Origin of the sequence: Pseudomonas sp. Pseusp97, from assembly GCF_047304025.1 — a bacterium.
GTDB lineage: Bacteria > Pseudomonadota > Gammaproteobacteria > Pseudomonadales > Pseudomonadaceae > Pseudomonas.
Genome location: NZ_JBGLYK010000141.1, coordinates 1 through 15,403 on the forward strand (window position 1 = coordinate 1; position 15,403 = coordinate 15,403).

Annotated in this window: 14 protein-coding genes and 2 pseudogenes; 9 read left to right on the forward strand and 7 right to left on the reverse strand. The window is 67.7% G+C overall.

Annotation, left to right across the window (positions count from 1 at the left end):
* The 3 genes and pseudogenes from ACCC94_RS20265 to def all read right to left on the reverse strand — a co-directional run.
* A pseudogene (locus ACCC94_RS20265) lies at nt 1–76 on the reverse strand (hypothetical protein); the annotation flags it as partial.
* Nucleotides 74–930: pseudogene (gene fmt, locus ACCC94_RS20270) on the reverse strand (methionyl-tRNA formyltransferase); the annotation flags it as partial. The pseudogenes fmt and ACCC94_RS20265, both read right to left, overlap by 3 nt.
* A 54-nt stretch (nt 931–984) precedes the next feature.
* Entirely contained in the window at nt 985–1,491 is a 507-nt protein-coding gene (gene def, locus ACCC94_RS20275; protein WP_017518883.1) for a peptide deformylase, read from the reverse strand.
* A 137-nt stretch (nt 1,492–1,628) separates the two neighbouring features.
* On the opposite strand from def, the gene ACCC94_RS20280 reads away from it, so the two are divergent.
* From ACCC94_RS20280 to ACCC94_RS20290, 3 genes are all read left to right on the forward strand, one after another.
* Nucleotides 1,629–2,654, forward strand: a complete 1,026-nt coding sequence (locus ACCC94_RS20280) for a LysM peptidoglycan-binding domain-containing protein (protein ID WP_413351322.1) — start codon at nt 1,629–1,631, stop codon at nt 2,652–2,654.
* 131 nt (nt 2,655–2,785) lie between these two features.
* Entirely contained in the window at nt 2,786–3,886 is a 1,101-nt protein-coding gene (gene dprA, locus ACCC94_RS20285; RefSeq protein WP_413351323.1) for a DNA-processing protein DprA, read from the forward strand.
* 42 nt (nt 3,887–3,928) lie between these two features.
* A complete protein-coding gene (locus tag ACCC94_RS20290; RefSeq protein WP_413351324.1) occupies nt 3,929–4,486 on the forward strand; it encodes an L-threonylcarbamoyladenylate synthase in 558 nt (185 codons plus the stop codon).
* Nucleotides 4,487–5,033: 547 nt separating this feature from the next.
* On the opposite strand, the gene ACCC94_RS20295 is transcribed toward ACCC94_RS20290, so the two are convergent.
* Complete coding sequence (locus ACCC94_RS20295; RefSeq protein ID WP_413351326.1) at nt 5,034–6,011, reverse strand: NADPH:quinone reductase; 978 nt, start codon at nt 6,009–6,011, stop codon at nt 5,034–5,036.
* Nucleotides 6,012–6,193: 182 nt separating this feature from the next.
* Between ACCC94_RS20295 and hemF the strand changes: the two genes are divergently transcribed.
* The gene (gene hemF, locus ACCC94_RS20300) at nt 6,194–7,108 is read left to right on the forward strand and encodes an oxygen-dependent coproporphyrinogen oxidase (RefSeq protein WP_081518953.1); all 915 of its coding nucleotides are present in this window, start codon (nt 6,194–6,196) and stop codon (nt 7,106–7,108) included.
* Between the two features lie 158 nt (nt 7,109–7,266).
* On the forward strand, nt 7,267–8,088 hold the full coding sequence (gene aroE / locus ACCC94_RS20305) for a shikimate dehydrogenase (protein ID WP_413351327.1): 822 nt from the start codon (nt 7,267–7,269) through the stop codon (nt 8,086–8,088).
* Nucleotides 8,089–8,340: 252 nt separating this feature from the next.
* Here the strand turns inward: aroE and ACCC94_RS20310 are convergent, their stop codons facing one another.
* The 3 genes from ACCC94_RS20310 to betC are packed head-to-tail and all read right to left on the reverse strand — an operon-like array spanning nt 8,341 to nt 12,389.
* The gene (locus ACCC94_RS20310) at nt 8,341–9,900 is read right to left on the reverse strand and encodes a SulP family inorganic anion transporter (RefSeq protein ID WP_413351328.1); all 1,560 of its coding nucleotides are present in this window, start codon (nt 9,898–9,900) and stop codon (nt 8,341–8,343) included.
* Nucleotides 9,901–9,907: 7 nt separating this feature from the next.
* Complete coding sequence (choX, locus tag ACCC94_RS20315; protein WP_413351329.1) at nt 9,908–10,843, reverse strand: choline ABC transporter substrate-binding protein; 936 nt, start codon at nt 10,841–10,843, stop codon at nt 9,908–9,910.
* Nucleotides 10,844–10,871: 28 nt separating this feature from the next.
* On the reverse strand, nt 10,872–12,389 hold the full coding sequence (betC, locus tag ACCC94_RS20320) for a choline-sulfatase (RefSeq protein ID WP_413351330.1): 1,518 nt from the start codon (nt 12,387–12,389) through the stop codon (nt 10,872–10,874).
* Nucleotides 12,390–12,518: 129 nt separating this feature from the next.
* Between betC and ACCC94_RS20325 the strand changes: the two genes are divergently transcribed.
* The 4 genes from ACCC94_RS20325 to ACCC94_RS20340 all read left to right on the forward strand — a co-directional run bounded on the left by ACCC94_RS20325 (nt 12,519) and on the right by ACCC94_RS20340 (nt 15,304).
* Complete coding sequence (locus ACCC94_RS20325; RefSeq protein ID WP_413351331.1) at nt 12,519–13,415, forward strand: choline sulfate utilization transcriptional regulator; 897 nt, start codon at nt 12,519–12,521, stop codon at nt 13,413–13,415.
* Nucleotides 13,412–13,744, forward strand: coding sequence for a DOPA 4,5-dioxygenase family protein (locus ACCC94_RS20330; RefSeq protein ID WP_413351332.1), 333 nt, complete (start codon nt 13,412–13,414; stop codon nt 13,742–13,744). The genes ACCC94_RS20325 and ACCC94_RS20330 overlap by 4 nt, the downstream gene beginning before the upstream one ends.
* Before the next feature lie 103 nt (nt 13,745–13,847).
* A complete protein-coding gene (locus tag ACCC94_RS20335; protein WP_413351333.1) occupies nt 13,848–14,369 on the forward strand; it encodes a sigma-70 family RNA polymerase sigma factor in 522 nt (173 codons plus the stop codon).
* Nucleotides 14,366–15,304, forward strand: coding sequence for a FecR family protein (locus tag ACCC94_RS20340; protein ID WP_413351334.1), 939 nt, complete (start codon nt 14,366–14,368; stop codon nt 15,302–15,304). The genes ACCC94_RS20335 and ACCC94_RS20340 overlap by 4 nt, the downstream gene beginning before the upstream one ends.
* The last annotated feature ends 99 nt before the right edge of the window (nt 15,305–15,403 follow it).

Consider the following 15,403-nt stretch of genomic DNA (forward strand, 5'->3'; position numbering starts at 1 on the left):
GCAACCAGCGCGGGTGCGCGAGGCGCGCAGCCGGGTCCTTGTCGACTTCGGCCAGCAGGATTTCGCTTTCGCGCTGGCCGCCGGGCAGTTGCAGGCGGGTCAGCAGCAGCGCGCCTTCACCGCAGGCAACCAGCAGGCCGTCGCGGCTGGCGTCGAGAATCCTGCCGGGCTCACCCTCGCCTTGTGCCGGCTTGGCGCCGAGGACCTTCAGCGCGGCTTCGCCAAGAGTGGTGTGGCACACCGGCCAGGGCGTGAAGGCGCGGATGCGGCGCTCCAGCTCGGCGGCCGGGTGCGACCAGTCGATGCGCGCCTCTTCCTTGTTCAGCTTGTGCGCGTAGGTGGCCAGGGTGTCGTCCTGCACCTCGCCCTTGAGCGTGCCGGCGGCCAGGCCGGCGATGGCCTCGACCACGGCTTTGGGGCCCAACTCGGCCAGGCGGTCGTGCAGGCTGCCGCCGGTGTCTTCAGCGGAAATCGGCGTGCTGACCTTGAGCAGCATCGGCCCGGTGTCCAGGCCCGCTTCCATCTGCATCACGGTCACGCCGCTCTGCGCATCGCCGGCTTCCACCGCGCGCTGGATCGGCGCGGCAGCAGGGAGGCGTGGCTGTTGATGCAGCCCAGGCGCGGGATATCCAGCACCACCTGCGGCAGGATCAGCCCGTAGGCCACCACCACCATCAGGTCCGGCTTCAGCGCGGCCAGCTCGGTCTGGGCGGCGGGATCGCGCAGGGTCGGCGGCTGCAGCACCGGCAGGCCGTTCTCCAGGGCGAGCTGCTTGACCGGGCTGGGCATCAGCTTCTGGCCGCGGCCGGCCGGGCGGTCCGGCTGGGTGTAGACGGCGACGATCTCGTGGGGAGTATCGAGCAGGGCCTTGAGGTGTTCGGCGGCGAATTCCGGGGTGCCGGCGAAGACGATGCGCAGTGCTTGGCTCATATCGGGCTCACAAAAAAACAAAAGGCTTGCCGGGGCAAGCCTTTGGGGATGGGGTCACGCCTGTTGCCGGTGCTGCTTTTCCAGCTTCTTGCGGATGCGGTCGCGCTTGAGGTTGGACAGGTAGTCGACGAACAGCTTGCCGTTCAGGTGATCGCACTCGTGCTGGATGCACACGGCGAGCAGGCCCTCGGCCACTTCCTCGAACGGGTTGCCATCGCGGTCCTGGGCCTTGATCCGCACTTTCTGCGGACGGTCTACATTTTCGTAGAAGCCGGGCACCGACAGGCAGCCTTCCTGGTACTGGTCCATTTCCTCGGTGAGGTATTCGAACTCCGGGTTGATGTAGACACGGGGTTCGGATTTGTCCTCGGACAGGTCCATCACCACGACGCGCTTGTGCACGTTGATCTGCGTTGCCGCAAGTCCGATGCCCGGCGCCTCGTACATGGTCTCGAACATGTCGTCGATCAGCGTGCGCAGGGCGTCATCGAAGACCGTGACCGGCTTGGCGATGGTCCGCAGGCGCGGATCGGGGAATTCGAGAATGTTCAGAATGGCCATATACGTTTGTGATGCACTTGTGGAATAAAGTCAAAATCGGCTGCTAATATGCTGAGCAGCATCGAAAAACGCTGGAAAGCGCGGTAGGGGCGGCTTCCAGGCGTTTCATGTGTACACATAATAAAGGGATTCACCGCATGAGGAAAACACTACTCGCCCTGCTGCTGCTCGCGGCAGGCGGGGTGGCGCAGGCTGCCGTGCAGCTCAAGGAAGGCCATCCGGATCGCTATACCGTAGTGAAGGGCGACACCCTCTGGGACATCTCCGGCAAGTTCCTCAGCAAGCCGTGGAAGTGGCCGGAAATCTGGCAGGTGAATCCGCAGATTCAGAACCCGCACCTGATCTATCCGGGTGACGAGCTGAGCCTTGTGTACATCGACGGCCAGCCGCGCCTGACGCTCAATCGCGGCGCGTCGCGCGGGACCATCAAGCTGTCGCCGCGGGTGCGCAGCACCCCGATCGCCGAGGCGATCCCGACCATTCCGCTGGACAAGATCAACGCCTTCCTGCTTTCCAACCGCATCGTCGACAACGCCGAGGTCTTCTCCGACGCGCCCTACGTGGTGGCGGGCGACCAGGAAAGCGTGATCAGCGGTGCTGGCGACCGCGCCTACGCCCGCGGTGCTTCGCTGTCCGAAGAGAACAGTTATGGCATCTTCCGCCAGGCCAAGGTCTACACCGACCCGGAAACCAACGAAGTGCTGGGTATCGATGCCATGGACGTCGGCGGCGCCAACGTCACCGCGAAGGAAGGCGACGTCGCCACCCTTAGCCTGACCCGCACCACCCAGGAAGTTCGCCCGGGCGACCGCCTGTTCCCCACCGAGGAACGCGCCATCACCTCGACCTTCATGCCCAGCGAGCCGGCTTCGCCGATCAAGGGCACCATCATCGACGTACCGCGCGGCGTGACGCAGATCGGCAAGTACGACGTGGTGACCATCGACAAGGGCACCCACGACGGCCTGGCCGAAGGCAACGTGCTGGCGATCTACAAGCTGGGCGAAACCGTACGTGATCGCGTCACCGATGAAATGGTGAAGATCCCGGACGAGCGCTCGGGCCTGGTGATGATCTTCCGCACCTACAATCGCCTGAGCTACGGCCTGGTGCTGACCGCCACCCGCTCGCTGGAAGTCAACGACCGCGTCCTGAATCCCTGACAGGCGCCCGAGTCGAAGAAAACCCCGCTTCAGCGGGGTTTTTTGTGGGCGCAATCCGGAAGGGTCCGACAGCGGGGGCGGCGGTCGGCGCGGCATAGTCCGGCCGACTTCCCTACGCCAAGGACTGCGCCATGCCCCACGACCCGACTCTTTCCCCAGCCGAACTCGAAGCGCGGCTGCGCCTGCATGGCCTGCCCGAACTGGGTCCGAGGCGCTTTCGTCGCTTGCTGGAGGCCTTCGGCTCGGCCTCGGCCGCCCTCAGCGCGCCGGCAGCGGCCTGGCGATCTCTGGGATTGCCCGCCAGTTGCGCGCAGCCGCGCCGCGATGCCGCCATCCGCGAACAGGCAGCCGAAGCGATGCGCTGGCTGGAATCCCCCGAACACCATCTGCTGATGTGGGACGCGCCGGAGTATCCCGCGCTGCTGGCGGAACTGGTGGATGCCCCGCCACTGCTGTTCGTGGCGGGGGAGCCGGGCCTGCTGGAGCGCCCGCAACTGGCGATGGTCGGCAGCCGGCGGGCCAGCAAACCGGGCCTGGATACGGCGCGGGCCTTCGCCCGCAGCCTGGCCGGCGGCGGCTTCGTGATCACCAGCGGGCTGGCGCTGGGCATCGACGGTGCGGCCCATGAAGGTGCGCTGGAGGCCGGCGGCAAGACCGTCGCCGTGCTGGGTACGGGCCTGGAGCAGCTCTACCCGCGTCGTCACCTCGGGCTGGCGCAGCGCATAGTCGAGCAGGGCGGCGCGGTGATCTCCGAGCTGCCGCTGAACTGCGCGCCGCAGGCCTCGAACTTCCCCCGGCGCAACCGGATCATCAGCGGCCTCTCCCTGGGCACGCTGGTGGTGGAGGCCAGCCCGTCCAGCGGATCGCTGATCACGGCGCGGCTGGCGGCGGAACAGGGGCGCGAGGTCTATGCCATCCCCGGCTCGATCCACCACCCCGGCGCGCGCGGCTGCCATGAGCTGATCCGCCAGGGCGCGACGCTGGTGGAAACCGTCGAGCACATCCTCGAAGGCCTGCAGGGCTGGACGCGCAGCGTGCCCGCCGTCGAGGCGCCCTCATCGTTTCCCTCTCACCCGCTGGTCGACCTGCTTCGTGCGGCGCCGCAGAGCAGCGAGCAACTGGCGCTGCGCAGCGGCCTGGAGCTGCCCCAGGTGCTGGCGCAACTCACCGAACTGGAGCTGGATGGGCGGGTAGCCTGCGAGGCCGGCGTCTGGGTGCATCGCGCCCCCTGAGCACGTAAACTGCCGCGCATCGCAGATCCGAGGAGTTTTTCGATGTACAGCAACTGGCGTACCCAGCGCATGGCCCAGGTCGTGCGCGACGGCGGTGTGATCGCCTACCCGACCGAAGCCGTCTGGGGCCTGGGCTGCGACCCGTGGAGCGCCGACGCCGTGTACCGCCTGCTGGCAATCAAGGCGCGCCCGGTGGAGAAGGGCATGATCGTGGTGGCCGGCGATATCCGCCAGTTCGACTTCCTCCTCGAGGACCTGCCCGAAGCCTGGCAGGACAAGCTCGCCGCCAGCTGGCCCGGCCCCAACACCTGGCTGGTGCCGCACCAGGGTCGCCTGCCCGAGTGGGTGACCGGCGAGCATGACACCGTCGCCCTGCGCGTCACCGATCACCCGCTGGTGCGCGAGCTGTGCCGCTTCACCGGCCCGCTGATCTCCACCTCCGCCAACCCCGCCGGCCGTCCGCCCGCGCGCAGCCGTCTGCGCGTCGAGCAGTACTTCCGGGGCGAGCTGGATGGCGTGCTCGGTGGCGCCCTGGGCGGGCGGCGCAATCCGAGCCTGATCCGCGATTTGCGTACCGGCGAAACCGTTCGCCCGTCCTGACCCCGTAGGAGCGGATCTTATCCGCGAAACCGGCCGACAGGCCGGCGGTGGTTGGTTGCACCGCTATCGCGGTGATCGCGGAGAAGCTCCGCTCCTACGAAAGCAATTCCCGGCTTCTGTCGCCCGCACGGCAAACGGTTGTGCCGTACGCAGTTGTAGGCGCAACTGTCTTCTTCTGGGGCTCCGTGCCTGGGTTTTCCCTCTCCCCCGCTCTGGCTGCGCGCCCCGCTCCGAAGAGAGAGGGAGCTGTCCGTGCCGGCTGATACTTCGGCTTCATTCCGCACCAAACGGTCCCCTCTCCCTTCAGGGAGAGGGTCAGGGAGAGGGCATGCCCTGGCGCGATATTTCAGGTAGGAGCGGACTTCGTCCGCGACCAATTGCCGATGGCTCCGAGCTGGGCGGTGGGACATCGCGGACAGAGTCCGCTCCTACGACAGGGCCCGGCGCTGGGCGGTTCGCGAGCAAGCTCGCTCCTACAGGGCGCCTGTCCGTGCGGCAGGCGTGCTTTTCGTAGGAGCGAGCTTGCTCGCGAACGCTCTTGCCCTGATCAGGGCAGCAGAATGGTCGACCCGGTGGTGCGCCGCGCTGCCAGCTCGGTCTGCGCCTTGGCCGCCTCGGCCAGGGCGAAGCGCTGGTTGATCTCCACCTTCACCTTGCCGCTGGTGATCATGCCGAACAGGTCGTCGGCCATGGCCTGCAGACGTTCCGGCGTGCTGGCGTAGCCGAACAGCGTCGGCCGGGTGACGTAGAGCGAGCCCTTCTGCGAAAGGATGCCCAGGTTCACCCCGTCCACCGGACCCGAGGCGTTGCCGAAACTCACCACCAGGCCGCGCTGGGCGGTGCAGTCCAGCGAGGTCAGCCAGGTGTCCTTGCCCACCGAGTCGTAGACCACCGGGCACTTCCTGCTATCGGTCAGCGCCAGTACGCGCTCGACCACGTTCTCGTGGCTGTAGTCGATGGTTTCCCAGGCGCCATGGGATTTCGCCAGCGCTGCCTTGGCGGCCGAACTGACGGTGCCGATCAGGTGCGCGCCGATGGCCTTGGCCCACTGGCAGGCGATCAGCCCGACGCCGCCGGCCGCCGCGTGCCAGAGGATGGTCTGGCCCGGCTGCACGTTGTAGGTCTGGCGCAGCAGGTACTGCACGGTCAGGCCCTTGAGCATGACCGCGGCGGCCTGCTCGAAGGTGATCGCGTCCGGCAGCTTCACCACGCTGGCGGCCGGCAGCACGTGCTGCTCGCTGTAGGCGCCGAGCGGGCCGGTGGCGTAGCCGACGCGGTCGCCGACCTTCACGTTGGTCACCGCGCTGCCCACTGCTTCCACCTCGCCGGCGCCTTCGGTGCCGACGCCGGAGGGCAGGCTCGGCGCGGGATACAGGCCGCTGCGGTAGTAGGTGTCGATGAAGTTCAGGCCGATGGCGCGGTTGCGCACCCGCACCTCGTTCGGGCCGGGCTCGGCCGGGGTGTAGTCGACGATCTCGAGGACTTCCGGGCCGCCGGTCTTGGCGAATTGAACACGCTTGGCCATGTCGCTCTCCTGATGGCGCGAGGCGCTGCCTCGCCGGGGAAAAGACTTTCATCCAAGCCGCCGGCATGACGGCCGTCAAGACCAGCTTTGCCGGTGGCGATGGTATGCTTGCGCCGGTTTTCGTACCTGAACCCCGCTCCGGCCCGCGCCATGCGTGGCTTTCCCGCTCCAAGGTGATTTTCGTGACCGACCGCATCGAGGCCGTGAAGGCCTACCTGCTCGACCTGCAAGACCGCATCTGCGCCGCACTCGAAGCCGAGGACGGCAGCGCTCGTTTCGTCGAGGACGCCTGGCAACGCCCCGCGGGCGGCGGCGGTCGGACGCGGGTGATCGGCGACGGCGCGCTGATCGAGAAGGGCGGCGTGAACTTCTCCCACGTGTTCGGCGCCGGCCTGCCGCCGAGCGCCAGCGCGCACCGCCCGGAACTGGCCGGGCGCGGCTTCCAGGCGCTGGGCGTGTCGCTGGTGATCCACCCGACCAACCCGCACGTGCCGACCTCCCATGCCAACGTGCGCTTCTTCATCGCCGAGAAGGAAGGCGAGGAAGCCGTCTGGTGGTTCGGCGGCGGCTTCGACCTGACGCCCTACTACGCCCACGAGGAAGACTGCGTGCTCTGGCACCAGGTCGCCCGCGACGCGTGCGCTCCCTTCGGCGAAGACGTCTACCCGCGCTACAAGGAGTGGTGCGACCGCTACTTCCACATCAAGCACCGCAACGAGCCGCGCGGTGTCGGCGGCCTGTTCTTCGACGACCTGAACCAGTGGGACTTCGACACCAGCTTCGCCTTCCTGCGTGCCATCGGCGATGCCTACATCGACGCCTACCTGCCCATCGTGCGCAAGCGCAAGGACACCCCGTACACCGAGCAGCAGCGCGAGTTCCAGGCCTTCCGCCGGGGCCGCTATGTCGAGTTCAACCTGGTCTACGACCGCGGCACCCTGTTCGGCCTGCAGTCGGGCGGGCGCACCGAGTCGATCCTCATGTCGCTGCCGCCGCAGGTGCGCTGGGGCTACGACTGGAAACCGGAACCGGGCAGCGAGGAAGCGCGCCTGACGGAGTACTTCCTCACCGATCGGGACTGGTTGGCGCAGGCCTGACGTTGCCAATCTCGGGCGGTTCGCGAGCAAGCTCGCTCCTACAAGGGCAGCGCCGGCGCCGCCTGTAGGAGCGAGCTTGCTCGCGAACATGGCTTGGCACCCATCTTGAAAAGTCGCACTCTCTGCGCCTTCTTGTTCTTCACGCTTCAGGATTCTGAATGGACCGCTACTGCGTCTTCGGCAACCCCATCGGCCACAGCAAGTCGCCGCAGATCCATCGTCTGTTCGCCGAGCAGACCGGCCAGGCGCTGAGCTATGACGCACGGCTGGCACCGCTGGACGACTTTGCCGGGAGCGCCCGCGAATTCTTCGAGCAGGGGCTGGGCGGCAACGTCACCGTGCCGTTCAAGGAAGACGCCTACCGCCTGGCCAGCGAGCTGAGCGAACGTGCGCGCCGGGCCGGTGCGGTGAACACGCTGAAGAAGCTCGAAGGCGGCGGCCTGCTGGGCGACAACACCGACGGCGCCGGGCTGACCCGCGACCTCACGGTGAACCACGGCGTCGTCCTGAACGGTGCGCGCATCCTCGTGCTGGGCGCCGGTGGTGCCGTGCGCGGCATCCTCGAACCCTTCCTCGGCCAGCAGCCGGCCTGCATCGTCATTGCCAACCGCACGGCGGCCAAGGCCGAGCAACTGGCGCAGGAGTTCAAGGACCTCGGGCCGGTGAGTGGCTGCGGCTTCGACCTGTGCGCCGAGCCCTTCGATCTGATCGTCAACGGCACCTCGGCCTCGCTGGCCGGCGAGCTGCCGCCCATCGACCCCGCGCTGATCCAGCCGGGGCATACCGTCTGCTACGACATGATGTACGGCAAGGATGTCACCGCGTTCAACCGCTGGGCTGCCGAACACGGTGCGGCGCGCTGCATCGACGGGCTGGGCATGCTGGTCGAGCAGGCGGCGGAAGCCTTCCTGCTGTGGCGCGGTGTGCGACCGGATTCGGCGCCGGTGCTGCACGAGTTGCGCCGCCAGCTCCAGGCGTGATTTCGGGTGGGCCTTTGTAGGAGCGAGCTTGCTCGCGAACGGAATTCCTGGCGGCTCAGGTGCCAAGCGGTTCGCGAGCAAGCTCGCTCCCACAGGTAAGGGTTCACACCGGCGTTGGGCCGTAGGAGCGGACCTTGTCCGCGAAATCCCGACCGGCGCGTCCGGAACGACCCGGCATGAATCTGCCCCCTTCGCGGACAAGGTCCGCTCCTACGAAGGCCTTCACCTGCGTCTCTGGTGCGTGGCGGGTGATCAGTCTTCCACCTGTAACGCCCCACCCTTCCCCATCTGCTTCTCCAGCTCCGCGCGCACCCGAGGCCGGGCGTTGCGCAACACCAGGCGGCGGCCTTCGCTGGCGAGGCGGCGGGCTTCCTGCTGGAGCATCTGCGCGCCGGCGAAGTCGATGAAGTTCACGTGGTGGGCGTCCAGTACCAGTCGCTCTCCCCGGCTGTGTCGCATCAGTTTCTGCAGGTAATCGCAGGCGCCGAAGAAGATCGAGCCTTCGATGCGCAGCACTTCCTCGTCTTCCTTCGCCCACTGCTGCACGCGTGGTTGCGAGGTGCGCTTGAGGTAGAAGAACAGCGAGGCCAGCACCCCTGCGTAGATGGCGTTCTGCAGCGGCAGCAGCAAGGTGGCGGCGAAGGTCAGCAGCATCACCAGGGATTCCGCACGGCTGCCTCGCCACAGTGCGCGCAGGGCCGGGCGGTCGATCAGGTTCCAGCAGATCAGCAGGATGCCGGCGGCCATGGCCGGCACTGGGATGTGGGTGATCAAACCGGCGCCGGCCACCGCCAGCAATGCCACCCACAGCGCGGAGAAAACCCCGGCCAGCGGCGTACGCGCGCCGGCATCCTGGTTCAGCCCGGAGCGGGTGAAGGAGCCGGCGGACAGCGTGCCGGACAGCCACGGCCCGATCAGGTTGGACAGCCCCTGCGCGCGTACCTCCTGGTTGGCATCCAGCGCCTGGTGCGAACGAGCGGCCAGCGCGCGGGCAATCGACAGGCTGGTGACCAGCCCGAGCATGCCGCAGGCGACAGCGGCGGGAAGCAGCTCGGCGACGGCGGCCAGATCGAATGACAACGGGCTCAGCGGCGGCAGCGCGCTTTGGAAGGCGGCCACCCTCGCGACCCCGGCAAAGGTCGCCGGCATTGCCCAGACCAGCGCGCTAGCGCCGAACAGGCCGACCAGCAACGCCGGCCCGCGTCGCCACAGGCGCTTCACGATCAGGCTCAGTGCCAGGCCGAACAGTCCCACCAGCAGCGAAGGCCCATGGACCTGCGGCAACTTCCACCAGAGCGCGGCGGCGCTGGTCAGCGCCGTACCCTGCCCGTTGGCGCTGATGCCGAGCAGGTAGGGCAACTGGCCGATCACGATCACCAGCGCGGCGCCGCAGGTGAAGCCGAGCAGCACCGAGTGCGAGACGAAGTTCACCAGCACGCCGAAGCGCAGCATGCCCAGCAGCCATTGGAACAGCCCGGCGAGAAAGGTCAGCAGCAGCGCGTACTGGATGAACTGCGCGCTGCCCGGCGGCGCCAGCGGGGCGATGGCGGTGAACAGCACCACCGAGATCGCCGCCGTCGGTCCGCCGACCATGTGCCTGGACGAACCCCACAGGCAGGCGATCAGCACCGGCAGCATCGCCGCGTAGAGCCCGTATTCCGCCGGCAACCCGGCAATCAGCGCGTAGGCCATCGACTGAGGCAGGGCCAGCACCGCCCCGGAAAGGCCCACGCCCAGGTCGCGGCGCACATCGCGCCGCGTGACCTGAGGCAGCCAGGCGAGGAACGGCAGCAGGCGGACCAGGCGTTCCATCGGCGGCCTACAGCTTGGCCTTCACGGCAGCCAGCGCGTCGCCGCCGTCGCGGGTCTTCACGCCTTGCAGCCAGGTGTCGAGGCTCTGCGGGTTGGCCTTGATCCAGGCTTTCACCGCGTCGGGGTTCTTCACGTTCTTCTCCAGCACCTCGGCCATGATGGCGTTCTCCATCTTCAGTTCGAAGGACAGGTTGGCCAGCAGCTTGCCGCTGTTCGGGCATTGCTCGGCGTAGCCGTTGCGGGTCACCGTGAACACGCTGCCGGTGCTGCCGAAGTACTTCTCGCCGCCGGTCAGGTACTTCATGTCGAGCTTCACGTTCATCGGGTGCGGCGTCCAGCCGAGGAACACCACCCAGCGTTCGCGCTTCACCGCGCGGCCGACCTCGGCGAGCATCGCCTGTTCGCTGGATTCCACCAGCTTCCAGTCGCCCAGACCGAATTCGTCGCCCGTGATCATCTTCTGGATCGACTGGTTGGCCGGCGCGCCGGAGCCGATGCCGAAGACCTTCCGATTGAACTGCTCGGCATGCTTGTCGAGGTCGGCGAAGGTCTTCACCCCGGCGTTCCACACGTAGGTCGGCACGGCCAGGGTGAACTCGGTGCCCTGCAGGTTCTTCGCCAGCTGGGTGACCTGCTTGCTGGCGATGAACTGGTCATAAAAACCCTGCTGCGCCGGCATCCAGTTGCCGAGGAAGGCATCCACCTGACCATCGCGCAGGCCGCCATAGGTGATGGGAACCGACAGGGTGTCGATCTTCACCTTGTAGCCCAGGCCTTCGAGGAGGAAGGCGGCGATGCCGTTGGTCACGGCGATATCGGTCCAGCCCGGATCGGCCAGCTTCACCGTACTGCAGGCTTCATCCTCGGCCCGGGCCAGCGGGCCGCCCAGCGCGAGCGCGCCGGCCAGCAACAGCGTTGATGCGGTTCGTACGGTGTTGTTCATGCTCCCATCCCCTTCGGCTTTGTGGTTGTTATTTCGGTTGCGGATAGCGGGCGCGGCGCTCCAGATCGTCGAGGTCGATGTGGTTGCGCATGTACTGCTGGCCGGCGTCGACCATCGGCTGGTGGTCCCAGCTTTTCAGCGTTCCACGGGTCAGCGCGTCGGCCACCAGGCGGCGACGGCGCTGGCTGGCCAGCACGCGTTCGGTAATGGCGGATACGTCCCAGCGTGCGCGGGCTTCGCCCAGCAGGTCGCGTACCAGGTTGGCGTGGGCGGGCGAATCCATGAGGTTCTGCAGCTCGCGCGGGTCGTTGGCGACGTTGAACAGCAGGCACGGGTCCTGCTCGGAATAGATGAACTTGAAGTCGCCGCGACGGATCATCATCAGCGGGCTGACGGTGCCTTCGGCGGTGTATTCGCCGATCACCTCGTCATGCCCGCCAGTGCCTTGCAGGTGCGGCAACAGCGAGCGGCCATCTAGGTGCAGGCCTGGTTCGACGGCGCCTCCGGCCAGCTCCACGAGCGTCGGCAGCAGGTCGACGGTGGACACCGACTGGCTGACCCGATGCGCGGCGAAACGCCTGGGCGCGTGCACCAGCAGCGGCACGCGGGCGGCCATCTCGAACCAGTGCATCTTGTACCAGAGGCCACGTTCGCCAAGCATGTCGCCGTGGTCTCCGGAGAATACGATCAGCGTGTCTTCGTTCAGGCCGCAATCCTCCAGGGTGCGCAGCAGCGCGCCGATCTGCGCGTCCACATAGCTGCACGCGCCGAAGTAGGCGCGGCGGGCGGCGCGCACCTTTTCCTCGGGCATTTCCTGGCCCCACAGGTCGATCACCTTGAGCAGCCGCTGCGAGTGCGGGTCCTGCTCATGCTGGGCGATCCGCACCGAGGGCAGCGGGATGTCCTCGTCGCGGTACAGGTCCCAGTACTCGCGGGGAATGGTGTAGGGGTCGTGCGGGTGGGTCATGGACACGGTGAGGCAGAACGACTGCTCGGGATGTTCGCGCACGTGGTCGTAGAGGTACTGGCGCGCCTTGAACACCACCTCCTCGTCGAAGTCGAGCTGGTTGGTGCGCACGCAGGGGCCGGCCTGCAGCACCGAAGACATGTTGTGGTACCAGCTCGGGCGCACGTCCGGCTCGTCCCAGTTCACAGCCCAGCCGTAGTCGGCGGGGTAGATGTCGCTGGTCAGGCGTTCCTCGTAGCCATGCAGCTGGTCCGGGCCGCAGAAGTGCATCTTGCCCGAGAGCGCGGTGCGGTAGCCCAGGCGGCGCAGGTAGTGCGCATAGGTGGGGATGTCGGCGGCAAAGTCCGCGGCGTTGTCCCAGGCGCCGATCCTGGTCGGCAGCTGGCCGCTCACCAGGGTGAAGCGCGAGGGCGCGCACAGCGGGCTGTTGCAGTAGGCCGAATCGAACACCACGCCCTCAGTGGCGAGGCGCGAGAGGTTGGGCAGCTTGATCGGCGACTGGGCGTCGTAGAAGGGCAGGAGCGGCGCGGCCATCTGGTCGGCCATGATGAAGAGGATGTTCGGGCGCTGGCGCTTCATGGCGTTGGGCTTATCCTGTTGGCGCTGTTATGGGATGCTGTGCGGTATGAGTCTGTGGGCTGCTGGATACGGGGTGAAGTGCATGGCGGAGCATGCTTCGGATAACGCCTACTTATGTAAGGGCCAGCCATGAGCGTGCCGCTGGAACTGCTGCGCGTGTTCGAGTCCGCCGCCCGCCTGCTCAGCTTCACCGCCGCCGCCGGCGAGCTGGGCACCACCCAGCCGGCGGTCAGCCAGCAGATCAAGCGCCTGGAGAAGCTCCTCGCCGTGCGCCTGTTCGACCGCATCCACCGGGGCATCGCCCTCACCGAGAGCGGACAGCTGCTGCAGCAGCACGTCCAGGCCGGGTTGGAGAGCATCGATGCCGGTATCGCCGCGGTCACCGCCAGGCATCCCCACGAGGTGCTGCAGGTCGCCACTGACTTCGCTTTCGCCGCGTACTGGTTGATGCCGCGCCTGCCGCGCTTCCGCCAGGCGCATCCGGAGCTGGACGTCGGCCTGATCAGCAGCGACCGCAGCCCGATTGCCCTGCGTAGCGATATCGACGTGGCCATCGCCTTCGGCGACGGGCGCTTCAAGCACGGCGAGGCGTTGCGCCTGTTCAGCGAGGAAGTCTTCCCGGTGTGCAGCCCGCGTTTGCTGGAAGGCCGCGAGCTACCGCTGTCGCCGCAAGCGCTCAGCGAGTTGCCGCTGCTGCACCTCAAGCCCGAAGCATCCAGCCGCTGGTTCGACTGGGGCGGCGTCTACCGCGCGCTGGGCATCGAGGGCGCGCCGGCACCGGCCGGGCTGCGTTTCGACAACTACACCCTGCTGGTGCAGGCGGCCATCGCCGGGCAGGGCGTGGCCATCGGCTGGCGCCACCTGGTCGACGAACTGCTGGAGCAGGGGTTACTGTGCCGGCCCATCGCCGGATCGCAGCAATCGCGTTTCGGCTATTACGCCGTACTGCCCGAGCGCAAGCGGCGGATGCGCCTGGTGCAGCGTTTCGTCGACTGGCTGCAGGCGGAACTGGAGCAGGACCCATGACCGAGATTCAGGACTTCCACGCCCACGTCTATTTCGATGCCGGCAGCATCGAGCGCGCCCGCGCGCTGTGCGAGGAGGCGGCACGCCGCTTCGGCGCTAAGATGGGCCGCGTCCACCAACGGCCGGTCGGCCCGCACCCGGACTGGAGCTGCCAGCTGGCCTTCGACAACGCCACCTTCGCCACCCTGGTGCCGTGGCTGGCGCTGAACCGCGACGGCCTGGTGGTGTTCATCCACCCCAATACCGGCAACGACCTGCGCGATCACCGCGACTACGCCCTGTGGATGGGCGAAGTGCGGCCGCTGGACCTCTCGCAGTTTACGAGCTGATACTTTTTTGCATTCGATAATAATTCTCGATTCGTTGTATGCTGCCCAGCCTTCGCATCGGCCTGACAGACGTTGGCCGGTTTTCCAGGGTATTTCGGCCATCATGCGGCGCTTCGCCTCCTCCTCCCTGCTGCAGAGCTTCCAGGCGCATTACGCGGACCTGATGCGCTTCCTCGCCCGCAGGCTGGGGGACCAGCAGCGCGCCGCCGACGTTGCCCAGGACACCTGGCTGCGCCTGGCCGACCACCCTGCCGAAGCCGAGGTGCAGGACCCGCGCGCCTACCTGTTCCGCGTCGCCGGCAACATCGCCATCGACAACCTGCGCCGCGAGGGGCGGCTGGCCGAGCTGCATGTCGACGAAACCGCTGCCAACGACCTGAGCGATCCCGCGTCTGGGCTGGAGCACCGCCTGCTCGCCCATGAGGCACTGGAGCATCTGGACGCCGCCCTCGACCAGCTGCCGCCGAAGGCCCGCGAGGCGCTGCTGATGAACCGCCTCGACGGCCTCACCCACGCGCAGATCGCCCGGCATCTGGGGGTCTCCGAAAGCATGGTGGGCAAGTACATTGTCCAGGCGATGCGTCACTGCCGCGACTGGGCGCAGCGCCAGGAGGGCACGCCATGAGCCGTGTGGAGGCGTCTCTCTCCGACGAGGCCATCGAGCGCCTCGTGCAGCTGCACTCGGGCAGCGCCGGAGCCGCCGAGCGCATGGATTTCCTGCGCTGGCGCGGGCAGAGCGCCGAACACGAAATCGCTGCCCGCGAGGCGGAAACCCTGTGGGGCGCCTTGCCGGAAACCCGCAGTGCCCAGCGTTATCGCCAGCGCGCGCGGCGGCCCTATCGCCTGCTGGCGCTGGCGGCCGCTGCCTGCCTTGCCGCTATCGCCGTGACCACTGCCCTGCCCGAGCCGCTGGCCGGGCTGTATGCCGATTACGCCACCCGCACCGGCGAGCGACGGATGCTGGAACTGGCCGACGGCAGTCGTGTCTGGCTGAACAGCGACAGCGCGTTGTCCGTGGACTTCAGCCCGCAACAGCGGCGCCTGCGCCTGCACGGCGGCGAGGCGTTGTTCGAGGTGGCGAAGGACCCGGCGCGGCCTTTCATCGTCGAAGCCCGCGGCGGCGAAGTGCGCGCCGTAGGCACGCGCTTCGATGTGGACAGCCGTGGGCCGCAGGTGCGGGTGGACGTGACCGAAGGCGTGGTGCAGGTGAACAGTGCTGGCGGCGCGCCGGTGCGGCTGTCCGCCGGCGAGCGCCTGAGCTACCGCGACAGCGCCGCGCCCGAACCGGTGCAGCCGCTGGACCTGTCCAGCGCCAGCGCCTGGCAGCGCGGCAAGCTGATCTTCAACCAGCGACCGCTGGGCGAGGTGCTCGATGAACTGGAGCGCTACGTGCCCGGCCGCATCGTGCTGACCGACAGCGCGCTGCGCCAGCACAAGGTCAGCGGCGTGTTCGACCTGCAGGACCCCGGCGCCCTGCTCAAGACCCTGGAGCGATTGCAGCCGGTGACGGTCACGCATCTGCCCTGGCTGGTGCTGATCCGCCCTGCGCCGAAAGCCTGATCGGAGCCTCCTACGGTCCTGACCCCCCGCTTTTCGTAGGAGCGGGGGGTGGGGGGGGCACCGAGGCCCCCCGGGCGCCCGGGGGGGGGGGGGGCCGCC